Source organism: Pseudomonas zhanjiangensis (assembly GCF_041027545.1).
In the GTDB taxonomy this organism is placed as follows: Bacteria; Pseudomonadota; Gammaproteobacteria; order Pseudomonadales; family Pseudomonadaceae; genus Aquipseudomonas; species Aquipseudomonas zhanjiangensis.
The window spans coordinates 278,395-293,484 of record NZ_JBFTEG010000002.1 but is presented as its reverse complement, the minus strand read 5'-3'; the positions used below and the strand labels follow the sequence as shown (position 1 = coordinate 293,484).

The 15,090-nt window shown below is 65.5% G+C and carries 13 protein-coding genes; 12 read left to right on the top strand and 1 reads right to left on the bottom strand.

Annotation, left to right across the window (positions count from 1 at the left end; all coding sequences use genetic code 11):
- Positions 1-190: 190 nt before the first annotated feature.
- The 8 genes from AB5S05_RS03875 (at position 191) to AB5S05_RS03840 (ending at position 8,880) form a co-directional block, all read left to right on the top strand.
- Entirely contained in the window at positions 191-1,837 is a 1,647-nt protein-coding gene (locus tag AB5S05_RS03875; RefSeq protein WP_369286138.1) for a GMC family oxidoreductase, read from the top strand.
- Between the two features lie 115 nt (positions 1,838-1,952).
- Positions 1,953-3,048 (top strand): peptide chain release factor 2 gene (gene prfB / locus AB5S05_RS03870; RefSeq protein WP_369286136.1). Its coding sequence is split into 2 segments (ribosomal slippage): positions 1,953-2,024 and positions 2,026-3,048, totalling 1,095 coding nucleotides; the frame shifts between segments, so codons are not numbered across the junction.
- Positions 3,049-3,185: 137 nt separating this feature from the next.
- A complete protein-coding gene (lysS, locus tag AB5S05_RS03865; RefSeq protein WP_369286135.1) occupies positions 3,186-4,688 on the top strand; it encodes a lysine--tRNA ligase in 1,503 nt (500 codons plus the stop codon).
- Positions 4,689-4,806: 118 nt separating this feature from the next.
- Positions 4,807-5,520 carry a TetR/AcrR family transcriptional regulator gene (locus AB5S05_RS03860; protein ID WP_369286134.1) on the top strand — a complete coding sequence of 238 codons (714 nt, stop codon included), beginning with the start codon at positions 4,807-4,809 and terminating at the stop codon, positions 5,518-5,520.
- Positions 5,521-5,591: 71 nt separating this feature from the next.
- Positions 5,592-6,146: a hypothetical protein gene (locus AB5S05_RS03855; RefSeq protein ID WP_369286132.1), complete on the top strand. Its 555-nt coding sequence runs from the start codon at positions 5,592-5,594 to the stop codon at positions 6,144-6,146.
- A 34-nt stretch (positions 6,147-6,180) separates the two neighbouring features.
- Positions 6,181-7,476: a flavohemoglobin expression-modulating QEGLA motif protein gene (locus tag AB5S05_RS03850; RefSeq protein ID WP_369286131.1), complete on the top strand. Its 1,296-nt coding sequence runs from the start codon at positions 6,181-6,183 to the stop codon at positions 7,474-7,476.
- Positions 7,477-7,570: 94 nt separating this feature from the next.
- Positions 7,571-8,317: a TIGR00266 family protein gene (locus AB5S05_RS03845; RefSeq protein WP_369286130.1), complete on the top strand. Its 747-nt coding sequence runs from the start codon at positions 7,571-7,573 to the stop codon at positions 8,315-8,317.
- Positions 8,318-8,559: 242 nt separating this feature from the next.
- Positions 8,560-8,880: a PA3694 family proteiin gene (locus tag AB5S05_RS03840; protein ID WP_369286129.1), complete on the top strand. Its 321-nt coding sequence runs from the start codon at positions 8,560-8,562 to the stop codon at positions 8,878-8,880.
- 25 nt (positions 8,881-8,905) lie between these two features.
- Here AB5S05_RS03840 and AB5S05_RS03835 read toward each other — a convergent pair whose 3' ends face one another.
- Complete coding sequence (locus tag AB5S05_RS03835) at positions 8,906-9,250, bottom strand: pilin assembly protein (RefSeq protein WP_369286127.1); 345 nt, start codon at positions 9,248-9,250, stop codon at positions 8,906-8,908.
- A gap of 185 nt (positions 9,251-9,435) precedes the next feature.
- Here AB5S05_RS03835 and ppc point away from each other — a divergent pair, with 185 nt between their 5' ends.
- From ppc to tsaB, 4 genes are all read left to right on the top strand, one after another.
- Positions 9,436-12,072, top strand: a complete 2,637-nt coding sequence (gene ppc / locus AB5S05_RS03830; protein ID WP_369286126.1) for a phosphoenolpyruvate carboxylase — start codon at positions 9,436-9,438, stop codon at positions 12,070-12,072.
- Positions 12,073-12,314: 242 nt separating this feature from the next.
- Complete coding sequence (adk, locus tag AB5S05_RS03825) at positions 12,315-12,962, top strand: adenylate kinase (protein WP_369286125.1); 648 nt, start codon at positions 12,315-12,317, stop codon at positions 12,960-12,962.
- 185 nt (positions 12,963-13,147) lie between these two features.
- The gene (locus AB5S05_RS03820) at positions 13,148-14,206 is read left to right on the top strand and encodes an HAD family hydrolase (protein WP_438943536.1); all 1,059 of its coding nucleotides are present in this window, start codon (positions 13,148-13,150) and stop codon (positions 14,204-14,206) included.
- Positions 14,207-14,332: 126 nt separating this feature from the next.
- Positions 14,333-15,013, top strand: coding sequence for a tRNA (adenosine(37)-N6)-threonylcarbamoyltransferase complex dimerization subunit type 1 TsaB (gene tsaB / locus AB5S05_RS03815; RefSeq protein ID WP_369286123.1), 681 nt, complete (start codon positions 14,333-14,335; stop codon positions 15,011-15,013).
- Positions 15,014-15,090: the final 77 nt, after the last annotated feature.

The window sequence follows — 15,090 nt, the reverse complement described above, 5'->3', positions numbered from 1 at the left end:
ACCGATAGTAGGCCAAGCTGTTCGTGTTTATCGATGGTTTGCTTTGCGACAACCATTCGACGTCGGCCCCGGTTCGGCACGCCGAGGTCATTCACGGGGTTTATCTCCGACCAATAGACCATGCCCAGGGCGCCCGCCAGCGGCTAGGCTGGTGCTCGTTCGCCCATCCACGACCAGAGCGAGAGTGCCGATGCAGGAACCTTTGGATAGCTATGACTACCTGATCGTCGGGGCCGGTCCGGCCGGTTGCCTGCTGGCCAACCGGCTGTCCGCCGACCCGGCGGTGCGCGTGTTGCTGCTGGAGGCCGGCGGGCGCGACAGCTATCCGTGGATTCACATTCCGGTCGGCTACCTGTACTGCATCGGCAACCCGCGCACCGACTGGTGTTATTCCACCGAGGCGGAGCCCGGTCTGAACGGCCGCACCCTGAGCTACCCACGCGGTCGGGTGCTCGGCGGCAGCTCGTCGATCAACGGCATGATCTACATGCGCGGTCAGGCGGCGGACTACGACGGCTGGGCGGCCGCGGGCAATCATGGCTGGGCCTGGGACCAGGTGCTGCCGCTGTTCAAGCGGACGGAGAACCACTTCGCCGGCAATAGCGCGGCGCACGGTGGCGATGGCGAGTGGCGGGTCGAGCGCCAACGGCTGTCCTGGCGGGTGCTCGAGGCCTTCCGCCAGGCGGCGGCGCAGAGCGGCATCGCCAGCATCGAGGACTTCAACGGTGGGGATAATGAGGGCTGCAGCTATTTCCAGGTCAACCAGCGCCGAGGTGTGCGCTGGAATGCGGCCAAGGCCTTTCTCAGTGATATCGCCAAGCGTCCCAACCTGCGGGTACTGACCGGCGCCGAGGTGCTGCGGGTGGTACTCGCCGAGGGGCGCGCCAGTGGCTTGCAGCTGCGCTGGCAGGGTCGCAAGCGGCTGATCCGGGCGCGCCGCGAGGTGATCCTCTGCGCCGGTGCGATCGGCACCCCGGCGCTGCTGCAGCGCTCGGGCATCGGCCCGCGTCCGCTGTTGCAGCGCCTGGGCATCGGCGTGCAGCACGAGCTGCCCGGGGTGGGGCAGAACCTGCAGGACCACCTGCAGTTGCGCCTGATCTACCAGGTCAGCGGGGTGAAGACCCTCAACCAGATGGCCGGCAGCCTGAGGGGCAGGCTGGGCATGGGCCTGGAGTACCTGTTGCGGCGCAGCGGGCCGCTGGCCATGGCGCCCAGCCAGCTGGGCGCCTTCGCCCGCTCCAGTGCCGAGCAGCCCAGCGCCAACCTGCAGTACCACGTGCAGCCGCTGTCGCTGGAGCGCTTCGGCGAGCCGCTGCACGGGTTTCCCGCCTTCACCGCGTCGGTGTGCAATCTGCGCCCGCACAGCCGTGGCAAGGTCGAGATTCGCGGCCTGGACGTCGGCGCAGCGCCGCTGATCCAGCCCAACTACCTGAGCGATCCGCGTGACCTGGCCGTCGCCGCCGACGCCATCCGCCTGACCCGGAGCATCGTCGCCGCGCCGGCGCTGGCGCCGTATCGGCCGCAGGAGTACAGGCCGGGGCCGAGCTATCAGACTGAAGAGGACCTGCGGCGGGCGGCGGGGGAGATCGGCACCACCATCTTCCATCCGGTCGGCACCTGCAAGATGGGCAGGGAAGGCGACGCCGTGGTCGATGCCCAGCTGCGCGTGCATGGCGTGCCGGGGCTGCGTATCGCCGATGCCTCGATCATGCCGAGCATCGTTTCCGGCAATACCTGCTCGCCGGTGTTGATGATCGCGGAGAAGGCCGCCGAGCTGATCACGGCGCCGCCTGCCGAGGCCGTGCGCTCTGCCCGCGCGGCCCAGTTGGTTGACTGAGGGCGCCATTAGTCCGGGCGCGCCCGCTCGATGGCCGATTGCGGGCTGCCAGGGGCGTGCCGAGTCGGGTATACTCGCCGGCTTTTCGAACGTTTTACTGCGAGTGCCGCCTGCCATGGAAATCAACCCGATCCTTAACAGCATCAAGGACCTGTCCGAGCGCACCCAAACCATTCGGGGGTATCTTTGACTACGATCAAAAGCATGATCGGCTGGTCGAAGTAAACCGCGAACTCGAAGACCCGAGCGTCTGGAACAACCCCGAATACGCGCAGAATCTGGGGCGTGAGCGCGCCACTCTGGCGCAGATCGTCGAGACCCTGGACGACCTGGGCGGCGGCCTGGGCGATGCCCGCGACCTGCTGGAGATGGCTGCCGAGGAAGGCGACCAGGGCGCGGTGGATGACGTTGCCAGTGAAGTCGAGCGCCTGCGCAGCATCCTCGAGAAGCTGGAGTTCCGTCGCATGTTCAGCGGCGAGATGGACCCGAACAACGCCTACCTCGACATCCAGGCCGGTTCCGGCGGCACCGAGGCCCAGGACTGGGCCAACATGCTGCTGCGCATGTACCTGCGCTGGGCCGACAAGCGCGGCTTCGATGCCACCATCATGGAACTGTCCGCCGGCGAAGTCGCCGGGATCAAGGGCGCGACCGTGCACATCAAGGGCGAGTATGCCTTCGGCTGGCTGCGCACCGAGATCGGCGTGCACCGCCTGGTGCGCAAGAGCCCGTTCGACTCCGGCAACCGCCGCCACACCTCGTTCACCGCGGTGTTCGTCTCGCCGGAAATCGACGACAACATCGAGATCGAGATCAATCCGGCCGACCTGCGCATCGACACCTACCGCAGTTCCGGCGCCGGTGGTCAGCACGTCAACACCACCGACTCGGCAGTGCGCATCACCCACGTGCCGACCAATACCGTGGTCAGCTGCCAGAACGAGCGCTCCCAGCACGCCAACAAGGACACCGCCATGAAGATGCTGCGGGCCAAGTTGTACGAGCAGGAGATGCAGAAGCGCAATGCCGCGTCCCAGGCCTTGGAAGACTCCAAGTCGGACATCGGCTGGGGCCACCAGATCCGCTCCTATGTGCTCGATCAGTCGCGGATCAAGGACCTGCGCACCAATATCGAGAGAAGCGACTGCGTCAACGTGCTCGACGGCGATATCGACGAGTACCTCGAGGCCAGTCTGAAACAGGGGCTGTAGCAACACACGCAATGTAGGTCGGGTCGATCGGGCCCGACGAGCGGCGCTGCATTTGCGTAGGAGGCCGGCCCTGGGGCCGGATGTTGGGCATCGCTGCGCTCAGCACCAACCTACGATTACCGGAATAGACCAAGACCATGAGCGACCAGACACTCGACCAGCACGAACTGCAACAGGAAGAAAACAAGCTGATTGCCCAGCGCAAGGAAAAGCTCGCCGCCTTGCGTGAGCAGGGCAATGCCTTCCCCAACGATTTCCGCCGCACCTGCTATTGCGCGGATCTGCAGAAGCAGTACGTCGACGCCTCCAAGGAAGCTCTGGCCGAGGCCGCGATTCCGGTCAAGGTCGCCGGGCGCATCATGCTCAACCGTGGCGCCTTCATGGTGATCCAGGACATGACCGGGCGCATCCAGCTCTACGTCAACCGCAAGACCCTGCCGGCCGAGACCCTGGAAGCCATCAAACACTGGGACCTGGGCGACATCATCGCCGCCGATGGCACCCTGGCCCGCTCCGGCAAGGGTGACCTCTATGTCGAGATGCGCGATGTGCGGCTGCTGACCAAGTCGCTGCGCCCGCTACCGGACAAGTTCCACGGCCTCACCGATACCGAGCAGCGCTATCGCCAGCGTTACGTCGACCTGATGGTCAACGAGGAGGTGCGCCACAGCTTCCGCGTGCGCTCCCAGGTGATCGCCCATATCCGCAACTTCCTCATGCAGCGCGACTTCCTCGAAGTGGAGACGCCGATGCTGCAGACCATTCCCGGCGGCGCCGCGGCCAAGCCGTTCGAGACCCACCACAACGCCCTGGACATGCAGATGTTCCTGCGCATCGCCCCGGAGCTGTACCTCAAGCGCCTGGTGGTCGGCGGCTTCGAGAAGGTCTTCGAGATCAACCGCAACTTCCGCAACGAGGGCGTGTCGACCCGGCACAATCCCGAGTTCACCATGCTCGAGTTCTACCAGGCCTACGCCGACTACGAAGACAACATGGACCTGACCGAGGAACTGTTCCGCGAGTTGGCCCAGCTGGTCCTCGGCAGCACCGACGTGCCCTACCAGGGCAAGGTGTTCCACTTCGGCGAGCCGTTCGCCCGGCTGTCGGTGTTCGAGTCCATCCTCAAATTCAATCCCGAGATATCGGCCATCGACCTGCGCGATATCGACAAGGCGCGCGCCATCGCCAAGAAGGCGGGTGCCGACGTCAAGGGCTTCGAGGGCCTGGGCAAGCTGCAGGTGATGATTTTCGAGGAGCTGGTCGAGCACAAGCTGGAGCAGCCGACCTTCATCACCGAGTACCCCTTCGAGGTGTCGCCGCTGGCCCGCCGTAACGACCAGGATCCGAGCGTCACCGACCGCTTCGAGCTGTTCATCGGTGGCCGCGAGATTGCCAACGCTTACTCCGAGCTCAACGACGCCGAGGACCAGGCTGAGCGCTTCATGGCCCAGGTGGCCGACAAGGACGCCGGCGACGACGAGGCCATGCACTACGACGCCGACTTCGTTCGCGCCCTAGAGTACGGCATGCCGCCGACGGCCGGCGAGGGCATCGGCATCGACCGCCTGGTGATGCTGCTCACCGATGCGCCCTCGATTCGCGACGTGATCCTGTTCCCGCACATGCGCCCGGAGGCCTGAGGGGCGTTCCGGCAAAGCCGCCTTCGGGCGGCTTTTTGTTGTCCGGAGAAGGATTTATTCTGCTCCTAGCTGCCTTGCAGCGCGTAGTTGTCCTGATCGTCAGAGAGGTGCGCCTGTCGTGAGCGCTTTACCCAGCAAGGACAGCGCGGCCCTAGTGGCCAGCGCCGTCGCCGAGAGTGTCCAGTACCAAGGTCGCAAGGCCAGTCGCCAGGGCAGCGAGCAGCGCCGCCAGGCGATCCTCGATGGCGCCATGCGCCTCATCGTGCGTGATGGCGTGCGCGCCGTGCGTCACCGCGCGGTGGCGGCCGAGGCGGGTGTGCCGCTGTCGGCCACCACCTATTATTTCAAGGATATCGATGACCTGATCACCGATACCTTTGCCCAGTTCGTCGAGCACAGCGCGGTCTACATGGCCAAGTTCTGGGACAGCACCCAGGACACCCTGCAGGAAATGGTCCTGGCCCTCGATGGCACTCCCGAGGCGCGCCGGCAAGTGGCCGACGAGATCGCCCGGCTGGCGCTCGAGTATGTGCGTCACCAGCTGCTCGCCCGGCGCGACCACCTCATGGCCGAGCAGGCCTTCCAGCAGGAGGCGCTGCTCAATCCCCGCCTGCATGGGCTGATGCGCGCCTACCAGCGGATACTCCTGCAGGGCGTCACCCAGTTCTTCGAGGTCCTGGGTTCGCAGCAGCCGGAACAGGATGCCGAAGTGTTCGCCGCCATCATCCTGCGCATGGAGTACCAGAGCCTGCTCGGCGGAATAGAACAGTTGGACAACGATGGGATGTTGTCCATTCTTAAAAGATATATGCATCTGGTGCTGGGGCTCTGAAATCCGTCAGACTTGCCGGGGCGGGCGTTGTACACGCAGCGCCGGAGTGCTGGTGTCACAAGGAGAGCTAGATGAAAGCCTGGGGCCTGTTGGTTGCACTGTGTTGCTCGTTGTTGAGCGGCTGTCTGGTGACGTTCAGGGAGCCGATTGCCGCCAATGAGGCGGCGCCGATTCCGTTGCTCGGCTCCTGGGCGCGGACCAATGAATGGGGCGAGCAGCAGTTTCTCGAGATCAGCCGCGCGGGCCCCAATCTGTACAAGGCCAGAACCTACCAAGGCAGCCTGGACAACCTCGACAGCGAGCGCGAATACGGTTTCACCGTGGCCCTGCATGGCCAGCGCTGGTACCTCTCGGCGGGGCTGCCCAAGCGCCTGGGAGCGAATTTCGTCATCGCCGGGTTCGAGTTGACCGCGGGCAACGAGCTGGTGCTCTACAACCTCGATGTCGATCGCGTGCTGAACGAGATCGAGCAGGGCCGGCTGGCCGGGGAAACCGTCGAGATAGCCGAAGGCGAGGAGGGCGTGCTGATCAGCAGTCCAATGGAGCAGGTGTTCGCCTACCTCGATGATCCGGCCAATTCCGATGTGTTCGTCGAGGTCGCGCGCTACCAGCGCATCGGCCAATAATCAGCCGCCAGGCGGCTCAGCAAACGAGGATGCGATGAACAGTCTCACAGGCTTGGACGACTACCAGCTTAGCGTGCGGGCACTGTCCGACCGGATCGTCGAGGCGCAGACGCCGATCCGCGTACTGGATGCGGTGAAATGGGACGACGGCATCCGCGAGGGCTTTCTCAAGCACAAAGGCAAGAAGTTGCCGGCGGTCGATCGCGCCTATTATGCAAGCCGCCCCTTGGGCTTCGATGCCACCGCCAAGAAGCAGGAATTCCAGAGTATCGAGCGCGACATCACCCGCCAGCTCGGCCAGTTCAATCCGGTCGGCCAGATCATGCGGCGCATGTGCCGCGAGTACCGCATGGTCATTCGCATGCTCGAGGCGCGTGGCACCGAGGACTTCGGCCTGATCTCCCAGGACCTGTACGGCGCCGCCTCCGATGCCTTCCATGCCGGCGACCCGACCCTGGCCGACCTGGGCCTGATGTTTTCCGACTACCTGAACAACATCGACCGCCGTGGCGATCTGGAGGACGAGCCGAAGAACCTCAACGCCAAGCAGGCGGTCGACCTGTTGCAGCATCGTCTGAACAAGGTGTTCGGCGAAGCCGAAGACACCATCCGGGTGTTCGAGTCCGACGGCATCCTCGCCGATGCGGCCGCCGGTGCCGACTACATCAAGATTCGTAGCGATGCACTGTTCAACGAGCGCGACGTCAAGGCGCTGGAGGTCCATGAGGGGCTGGTCCACGTCGGTACCACCCTCAACGGCCTGAACCAGCCGATCTGCACCTTCCTGGCCAAGGGGCCGCCCTCGTCCACGGTGACCCAGGAGGGGCTGGCGATTCTGATGGAGGTGATCACCTTCGCCTCTTACCCGACCCGCCTGCGCAAGCTGACCAACCGCACGCGCACCATTCACATGGCCGAGGAGGGCGCGGACTTCCTCCAGGTGTTCGAGTTCTACCGCGAGCAGGGCTTCGACATGGAGGTCAGCTACAGCAACGCCAGCCGGGTGTTCCGTGGCTCGACCCCCAATGGCCTGCCGTTCACCAAGGACCTGTCCTACCTGAAAGGCTTCATCATGGTCTACAACTACATCCAGCTGGCCGTGCGCAAGGGCAAGCTGGAGCAGATCCCGCTGCTGTTCAGCGGCAAGACCACCCTGGAAGACATGCGTACCTTGCGCCAGCTGGTCGATGAAGGCCTGGTGGTGCCACCAAAATACCTGCCCCCGCAGTTCCAGGACCTCAATGCCCTGTCGGCCTGGATGTGCTTCTCCAACTTCCTCAACCACCTGAGTCTGGATCGGATCGAAGCCGACTACGCCAATATCCTCTAGGAACTATTGCGCTCGGCCAGGCAGCATTCTGCGTCTGGCCTGGGCGAATCCGCCGCCTGGACCATCCGAACAGCGCCACCTCGCAGGAGTCTTAATGCCCAGTCATGAACTCGACTACGAAATCCTCGGTGCCTCGGCGCAGAGTGTGGAAATCATTCTCGACCCCGGCGAGACGGTGATCGCCGAGGCCGGGATGATGAACTACATGACCGAGGGCGTGCGCTTCGAGACGCGCATGGGAGACGGCGCCGCCAGCGGCGTGCTGGGCAAGTTGTGGAGCGCCGGCAAGCGCATGCTCACCGGTGAGTCGCTGTTCATGACCCACTTCTCCAACACCGGCAAGACCCCGGCGCGGGTGGCTTTCGCGGCGCCCTATCCGGGCACCGTGGTGCCGATTCAACTGGCCGAGCACGGCGGCCGCCTGATCTGCCAGAAGGACGCCTTTCTCTGTGCCGCCTACGGCACGGCGGTCGGCATCAGCTTCAGCAAGCGCCTGGGCGCTGGGTTCTTCGGCGGCGAGGGGTTCATCCTGCAGAAGCTCGAAGGCGATGGCCTGGCCTTGGTGCATGCCGGTGGCACGGTGATCCGCAAGGAGCTGAACAACGAAACCCTGCGCCTGGATACCGGCTGCCTGGTGGCCTTCACCGCCGGCATCGATTACGACATCGCCTTGGCCGGTGGCCTGAGGAGCATGCTGTTCGGCGGCGAGGGCATCCTCCTGACCACGCTCAAGGGCACCGGCACGGTCTGGGTACAGAGCCTGCCGTTCTCGCGCCTGGCCGAGCGGGTCTTCGAGGCCACGTTCAAGGCCCGTGGCGAAGTGCGCGCCGGCGGCAAGTGAGGTCGCTCGCGCCTTGGTCCGCCAGGCGCGTGCCACCTGCGACCGGTTGCCGCGATTAGGTCGGCACGCGGCCTCATGCCGGCCGGTGGCATTGACGGGCGCCGGCTGGCCCTTTTCAATGGCCGGCGCCTGTACGGCCTGCTCGCCTTGCCGCGAGCGCCGGCTGGTTGCGCTACGGCCAGTACCCGCGCTCGGCCGCCACGCCGGCGCCCGGGTGAAACCCTTAATCTCCGAGACTCCCCATGAGCGAACGCGACCCCATTCCCCTGATCCTCACCGGCATTGCCAGCATCTGCACCACGGTGGTGGTGCTCTGGTTCTATGGCTACCTGCATTTCGCCAAGCCGGAGGACGCGCTGCTGCTGTCCGATTTCACCATGCTCAAGACCGTTCCCGGCGAGGACTACAAGGTCTCGCTGAAACCGGCCGATCAGGTGGCGCAGTGCGTCGATGGCGTGCTGGTGCTGTTCGACCTGGAACAGAAGGGCCTGACCGGCGTGCTGGTCGATGACCGCAAGCGGGCCGTGCGCTGTCTCGGCGAGAAGACCCCGGCCGCCCAGTAGCCCGGGCTGGCGGTTGGCGTGGCGATCAATGCTCGGCGTTTTCCTGCTGCAGCGCCAGCGCCTGCAGGTACTTGCGCGACAGGGCCAGGAAACGCGGTGTCGGCCCGATATCCTCATACAAGGGGTCGCCCTGTTCGTCGGTCGCCACCACCTGGCTGCCCTTGACGTAGGGCAGGCTGGCCTCCAGCTCCTCCAGCGCCGCGCCGATCAGCTCTCCCAGCAGCTCTTCCGCGGTGCGCTTGGGGTACATCTCGGTCAACGCCGCCAGGCGGGCGGCCGATTCCAGGTCGAGGTGAATCTGATAGGTGCTGCGGGTCAGACGGCCCTTGGCATTCTGTTCCCAGTGCTGGGCAAGCTCGCGGATCTTCATGACTACCTCGTCTTAGGCCCATCCAGGACGGGCCGATTGTGCGGGTGCTATGACGCATCCCCCTGCGGGGGCGCCTTCTTCAAGCCTAGCCCGCGGCCAGCGGCTTGCCGAACGGGTGTCGTGCCCTTGTAAGAAGTTGCCGTGCTGGGCACTCTTAGGGCTCATGCATCGGCGGAGAGGCATTCATGGCGCAAATCGACGCGCGCTTGCGCGAGGATGTTCATCAACTCGGCGATCTGTTGGGCAATACCATCCGCATCCAGTGCGGCGCGGCCTTCGTCGACAAGATCGAGCGCATCCGCCAGGGGGCCAAGGCCTCGCGGCGTGGCTCGGATGGTGGCGCCGACCCGCTCAGCGAGACGCTGGACCACCTCGACGAGGACGAACTGCTCCCGGTGGCGCGGGCCTTCAATCAGTTCCTCAACCTGGCCAATATCGCCGAGCAATACCATCGCGTGCGCCGGCGCGGCCCTGGCGAGCCGGAGCCCTTCGAGTCGCGCGTGCTGGCCGAGTTGCTGCAGCGCCTGCTGGCCGATGGCCACGCCGGCGAGGCCCTGGCCCGCCAGCTCGGCCGGCTGGACATCGAGCTGGTGCTGACCGCCCACCCGACCGAGGTGGCGCGGCGCACCCTGATCCAGAAGTACGACGCCATCGCCGCCCAGCTGGCCGCCCGGGACCACAGCGACCTGTCCGAAGCCGAGCGTGAGCGGGCCAAGGACAACCTGCAGCGCCTGATCGCCGAGGCCTGGCACACCGAGGAGATTCGCCGCAGCCGCCCGAGCCCGGTGGAGGAGGCCAAGTGGGGCTTCGCGGTGATCGAGCATTCGTTGTGGCAGGCCGTGCCGAACTTCCTGCGCCAGGCCGACCGGGCGCTGCATGCCGCCACCGGCTTGCGCCTGCCGCTGGAGTCGGCGCCGATTCGCTTCGCCTCCTGGATGGGCGGCGATCGCGACGGCAACCCCAATGTCACCGCCGCCGTCACCCGCGAGGTCCTGCTCCTGGCGCGCTGGATGGCCGCCGACCTGTACCTGCGCGATGTCGAGCAGCTGGCCGCCAGCCTGTCCATGCAGGAAGCCAGTGCCGAGCTGCGGGCGCAGGTGGGCGACAGCGCAGAGCCCTACCGCAGCCTGCTCAAGCAGTTGCGCGAGCGCCTGCGCGCCACCCGCAGCTGGGCGCAGGAGTCGCTGCAGGACGAACCCACGGCGGCGCCCGCGGTGCTGCAGGACAACCGCGAGCTGCTCGAGCCGCTGATGCTGTGCTACCGCTCCCTGCATGCCTGCGGCATGGGGGTGATCGCCGACGGCCCGCTGCTCGATTGCCTGCGCCGGGCGGTGACCTTCGGCCTGTTCCTGGTGCGCCTGGATGTGCGCCAGGACGCCAGCCGGCACGCCGCGGCGCTCAACGAAATCACCGACTACCTGGGCCTGGGACGCTATGCCGAGTGGGACGAAGAGGTCCGTCAGCAGTTCCTCCTCGGTGAGTTGGCGAACCGCCGGCCGTTGTTGCCAATGCATTTCAGGCCCAGTGCCGAGACCGCCGAGGTGCTCGCCACCTGCCGCGAGGTGGCGGCGGCGCCAGCCGCTTCGCTGGGCTCCTACGTCATCTCCATGGCCGGTGCGCCCTCCGATGTGCTGGCCGTGCAACTGCTGCTCAAGGAAGCCGGGCTGCAGCGACCGATGCGGGTGGTGCCACTGTTCGAGACCCTCGCCGACCTGGACCAGGCCGGGCCGGTGATCGACCGTCTGCTGGGCCTCAAGGGCTACCGCGCACGCCTGCAGGGGCCCCAGGAAGTGATGATCGGCTACTCCGACTCGGCCAAGGATGCCGGCACCACGGCGGCGGCCTGGGCGCAATACCGCGCCCAGGAAGCGCTGGTGCAGGTCTGCGCTGCACATCAGGTCGAGTTGCTGCTGTTCCATGGCCGCGGGGGAACGGTGGGGCGCGGCGGCGGTCCGGCCCATGCGGCAATCCTCTCGCAACCGCCGGGCTCGGTGGCCGGGCGCTTCCGTACCACCGAACAGGGCGAGATGATCCGCTTCAAGTTCGGTTTGCCGGATATCGCCGAGCAGAACCTCAATCTCTACCTGGCCGCCGTGCTGGAGGCGACCCTGCAGCCACCGCCGACGCCGGAGCCGGCCTGGCGCGAGCTGATGGATCGGCTTGCCGCCGATGGCCTCGGGGCCTACCGCGGCGTGGTGCGCGAGCACCCGCAGTTCGTCGAGTATTTTCGCCAGGCCACGCCGGAGCAGGAGCTCGGCCGTCTGCCCCTGGGCAGCCGGCCGGCCAAGCGCCGCGAGGGCGGCGTCGAGAGCCTGCGGGCCATTCCCTGGATCTTCGCCTGGACCCAGACCCGTCTGATGTTGCCAGCCTGGCTGGGCTGGGAATATGCTCTGGCCAACGCCCTGCAGCGCGGCGAGGGCGAGTTGCTCGGGCAGATGCGCGAGCGCTGGCCGTTCTTTCGCACGCGTATCGACATGCTCGAGATGGTCCTGGCCAAGGCCGATGCGACGATCGCCCAGCTCTACGACGAGCGGCTTGTCGCTGCCGAACTGCGACCTTTGGGTGAACACTTACGCGACCTATTGTCGCAGGCGGTGTCTGCGGTACTGGGCCTGACCGGACAGTCGCGACTGTTGGCGCACAGCCCGGAGACCCTGGAGTTCATCAGCGTGCGCAACACCTACCTGGACCCCCTGCACCTGCTCCAGGCCGAGCTGCTGGCGCGCTCGCGACAGCGAGAAAACCAGGCCGACAGCCCTCTGGAGCAGGCCTTGTTGGTCAGTGTCGCGGGGATCGCCGCGGGTTTGCGCAACACCGGCTAGCGCCTTGCCAGTGGCTGCCCGTGGCACCAGTATCCGGGCCTGGAAGGGCATTCGAAGGGGGTTGCAGGCCGGCCCAAGGTCGCTGGCGTATCCGACTTTCGGTGGCTTGTGCGCGGGGGGGGCGCTGTGTATCTTGACCGGCCGTTTGGCAGTCAGGCTGGTGCCGGTTGCCGCAATAATTTTGAGATTGGCCCCATGAGGCGAGTCCGACGATTTTTTCTTAAATCTTGAGGAGCACATCGATGCGCGTGATTCTGCTAGGGGCGCCCGGTGCCGGCAAAGGTACCCAGGCCGGCTTCATCACCAAGAAATTTGGTATCCCGCAAATCTCCACCGGCGACATGCTGCGTGCGGCAGTCAAGGCCGGCACCGAACTGGGTCTGAAGGCCAAGAGCGTGATGGACAGCGGCGGCCTGGTTTCCGATGACCTGATCATCAATCTGGTCAAGGAACGCATCAGTCAGCCCGATTGCGCCAATGGCTTCCTCTTCGACGGCTTCCCGCGCACCATTCCCCAGGCCGAGGCCCTCAAGGAGGCCGGCGTCGACATCGACCACGTGGTCGAGATCGCCGTCGACGACGAGGAAATCGTCAGCCGCATCGCCGGCCGTCGCGTGCACCCGGGTTCCGGCCGGGTCTACCACACCGAGCACAACCCGCCGAAGGTCGCCGGCAAGGACGACGAAACCGGTGAGGAGCTGATCCAGCGCGATGACGACAAGGAAGAGACCGTGCGTCACCGCCTGTCGGTCTACCATTCGCAGACCAAGCCGCTGGTGGATTTCTACCAGAAGCTGGCCGCCGCCAATGGCACGCCGAAGTACAGCGCCGTGGCCGGTGTCGGCTCGGTGGACGAGATTACCGCCAAGGTGTTGGCCGCACTCTCCTGAGTACCTGCCCGATACCCAGACAACGGCCCGCTTGCGGGCCGTTGTCGTTTCTGTGGTCGGGGTGGTGCAGGCGGTTAATTCTGGGTCGCTCTCAGAATAGTCATATTGTTCTGGCAGGCTAGTCTCGATTGTCTGGTCTATACCAGATAGGCTTATTTCTTCATTAAACGGAAGTAGGAGAACACATGAGAGCTATGCAGGCGTGGATGATCGGCTTGGCCATGAGCGTTGCGTCCCTGGGCGCCACGGCCGCGACCGAGCTGCAGCACTGGCCCCGCGAAGCGGCCGCCCAACTCGACAGCATGATCGCCGCCAACGCCAACAAGGGCGCCTACGCGGTATTCGACATGGACAACACCACCTACCAGTTCGACATCGAAGAGTCGCTGTTGCCCTACCTGGAAATGAAGGGCGTACTCACCCGTGACAACATGGACCCTTCGCTCAAGCTGATTCCGTTCAAGGACACCCCGCAGTTCAAGGAAAGCCTCAACAGCTATTACTACCGCCTATGCGAAGTGGACAACCTGGTGTGCTACCCCTGGGTGGCGCAGATCTTCGCCGGCTTCACCCTGCGCGAGCTCAAGGGCTACGTCGATGAGGTCATGGCCTACGGCAAGCCGATTCCGCTCAAGTACTACGATGGCGACAAGGTGGTCGAGGGCAGCGTCAATCCGCCCAAGCCTTTCGCCGGCATGCAGGAGCTGTACAACCGCCTGCAGGAAAACGGCATCGAGGTCTATGTAATCAGTGCCGCCAGCGAGGAGCTGGTGCGGATGATCGCCAGCGATCCCAAGTACGGTTACAACGTCAAGCCGCAGAACGTCATCGGCGTCAACATGCTGCTCAAGGACCGCAAGAGCGGTGCCCTGACCACCTCGCGCCTGCAGGTGCAGAAGGGCAGCTACGACCCGGCGAAGAACCTCGACCTGGAGCTGACGCCCTACCTGATGAATCCGATGACCTGGTACGAGGGCAAGCTGGGCACAATCTTTGGCTGGATCGACCAGTGGAAGATGCCGGTGCTGGTGGCCGGCGACACCCCGCTGTCCGACGGTTACATGCTGTTCAATGCCACCGACACCAGCAAGGGTGGGCTGCGCGTCTGGGTCGACCGCAAGGCCAAGTACACCCAGCAGGTCAAGGATTGGCAGGCCTCTGCCGCCAAGCGCCAGGGCGAACTGGGCCTGCCGGTGAACGCCGACAAGAACTGGATCGTGGTTCAGCCCGAGCAAATCCACTGAGGTCCGCACGGCCGCCGGTGCCGGCGGCCGTGGGCGACGCCCCGTCGCAATGGCGGGGCGCGCGGCTGGTCAAACGCCGCATAAACCGCTTTAATGCCCGCCCCCTTGTCTGCCCGTGCGAAGCCGATGACCACTCTGCTGGCCCTGGATACCGCCACCGAAGCCTGCTCCGTCGCTCTGCTGCATGACGGTCGGGTGCTCAGTCATTACGAAGTGATTCCGCGCCTGCATGCCCAGCGTCTGCTGCCGATGATCAAGGACCTGCTGGATCAGGCCGACCTGCCGCTGGCGGCGCTGGATGCGATCGCCTTCGGCCGAGGTCCCGGCGCCTTCACCGGGGTGCGCATTGCCATAGGCGTGGTTCAGGGCCTGGCCTTCGCCCTGGATCGCCCGGTGTTGCCCGTGTCCAACCTAGCCGTGCTGGCCCAGCGAGCCTTGCGCGAGCAAGGGGCACAGCAGGTGGCGGCGGCCATCGATGCGCGCATGGATGAGGTGTACTGGGGCTGCTACCGCGCCGAGCAGGGCGAGATGCGCCTGCTCGGCAGCGAGGCGGTGCTGCCGCCGGAGCAGGCCAGCCTACCTCCTGGCGCTGGCGGCGACTGGTTCGGTGCGGGCACCGGCTGGGGCGCCTATGGGGCACGGATTCCGCTGGTGACCCGTAGTCAGGATGGAACCATGTTGCCGCATGCCGAGGACCTGCTGAGCCTGGCGCGTTTCGCCTGGGCGCGTGGCGAGGCGGTGGTGGCCGATGAGGCCCAGCCGGTGTATCTGCGTGACAAGGTCGCCACGCCTAAGGCGCCGCAGTAGCCATCCGATGGAGGCGTTTGCGGAGCTGTTGGGGCGATTGCCAAGTGCGGCGGCGGGCGCTAGATTGCTCTTACTTA

Excerpts from the sequence above, each read along its gene's own strand:
- AB5S05_RS03820 (WP_438943536.1), top strand. The coding sequence starts at position 13,148 with ATGAGAGCTATGCAGGCGTGGATGATCGGCTTGGCCATGAGCGTTGCG.
- AB5S05_RS03855 (WP_369286132.1), top strand. The coding sequence starts at position 5,592 with ATGAAAGCCTGGGGCCTGTTGGTTGCACTGTGTTGCTCGTTGTTGAGC.
- adk (WP_369286125.1), top strand. The coding sequence starts at position 12,315 with ATGCGCGTGATTCTGCTAGGGGCGCCCGGTGCCGGCAAAGGTACCCAG.
- AB5S05_RS03840 (WP_369286129.1), top strand. The coding sequence starts at position 8,560 with ATGAGCGAACGCGACCCCATTCCCCTGATCCTCACCGGCATTGCCAGC.
- lysS (WP_369286135.1), top strand. The coding sequence starts at position 3,186 with ATGAGCGACCAGACACTCGACCAGCACGAACTGCAACAGGAAGAAAAC.
- AB5S05_RS03835 (WP_369286127.1), bottom strand. The coding sequence starts at position 9,250 with ATGAAGATCCGCGAGCTTGCCCAGCACTGGGAACAGAATGCCAAGGGC.
- ppc (WP_369286126.1), top strand. The coding sequence starts at position 9,436 with ATGGCGCAAATCGACGCGCGCTTGCGCGAGGATGTTCATCAACTCGGC.
- AB5S05_RS03875 (WP_369286138.1), top strand. The coding sequence starts at position 191 with ATGCAGGAACCTTTGGATAGCTATGACTACCTGATCGTCGGGGCCGGT.
- AB5S05_RS03845 (WP_369286130.1), top strand. The coding sequence starts at position 7,571 with ATGCCCAGTCATGAACTCGACTACGAAATCCTCGGTGCCTCGGCGCAG.
- tsaB (WP_369286123.1), top strand. The coding sequence starts at position 14,333 with ATGACCACTCTGCTGGCCCTGGATACCGCCACCGAAGCCTGCTCCGTC.
- AB5S05_RS03850 (WP_369286131.1), top strand. The coding sequence starts at position 6,181 with ATGAACAGTCTCACAGGCTTGGACGACTACCAGCTTAGCGTGCGGGCA.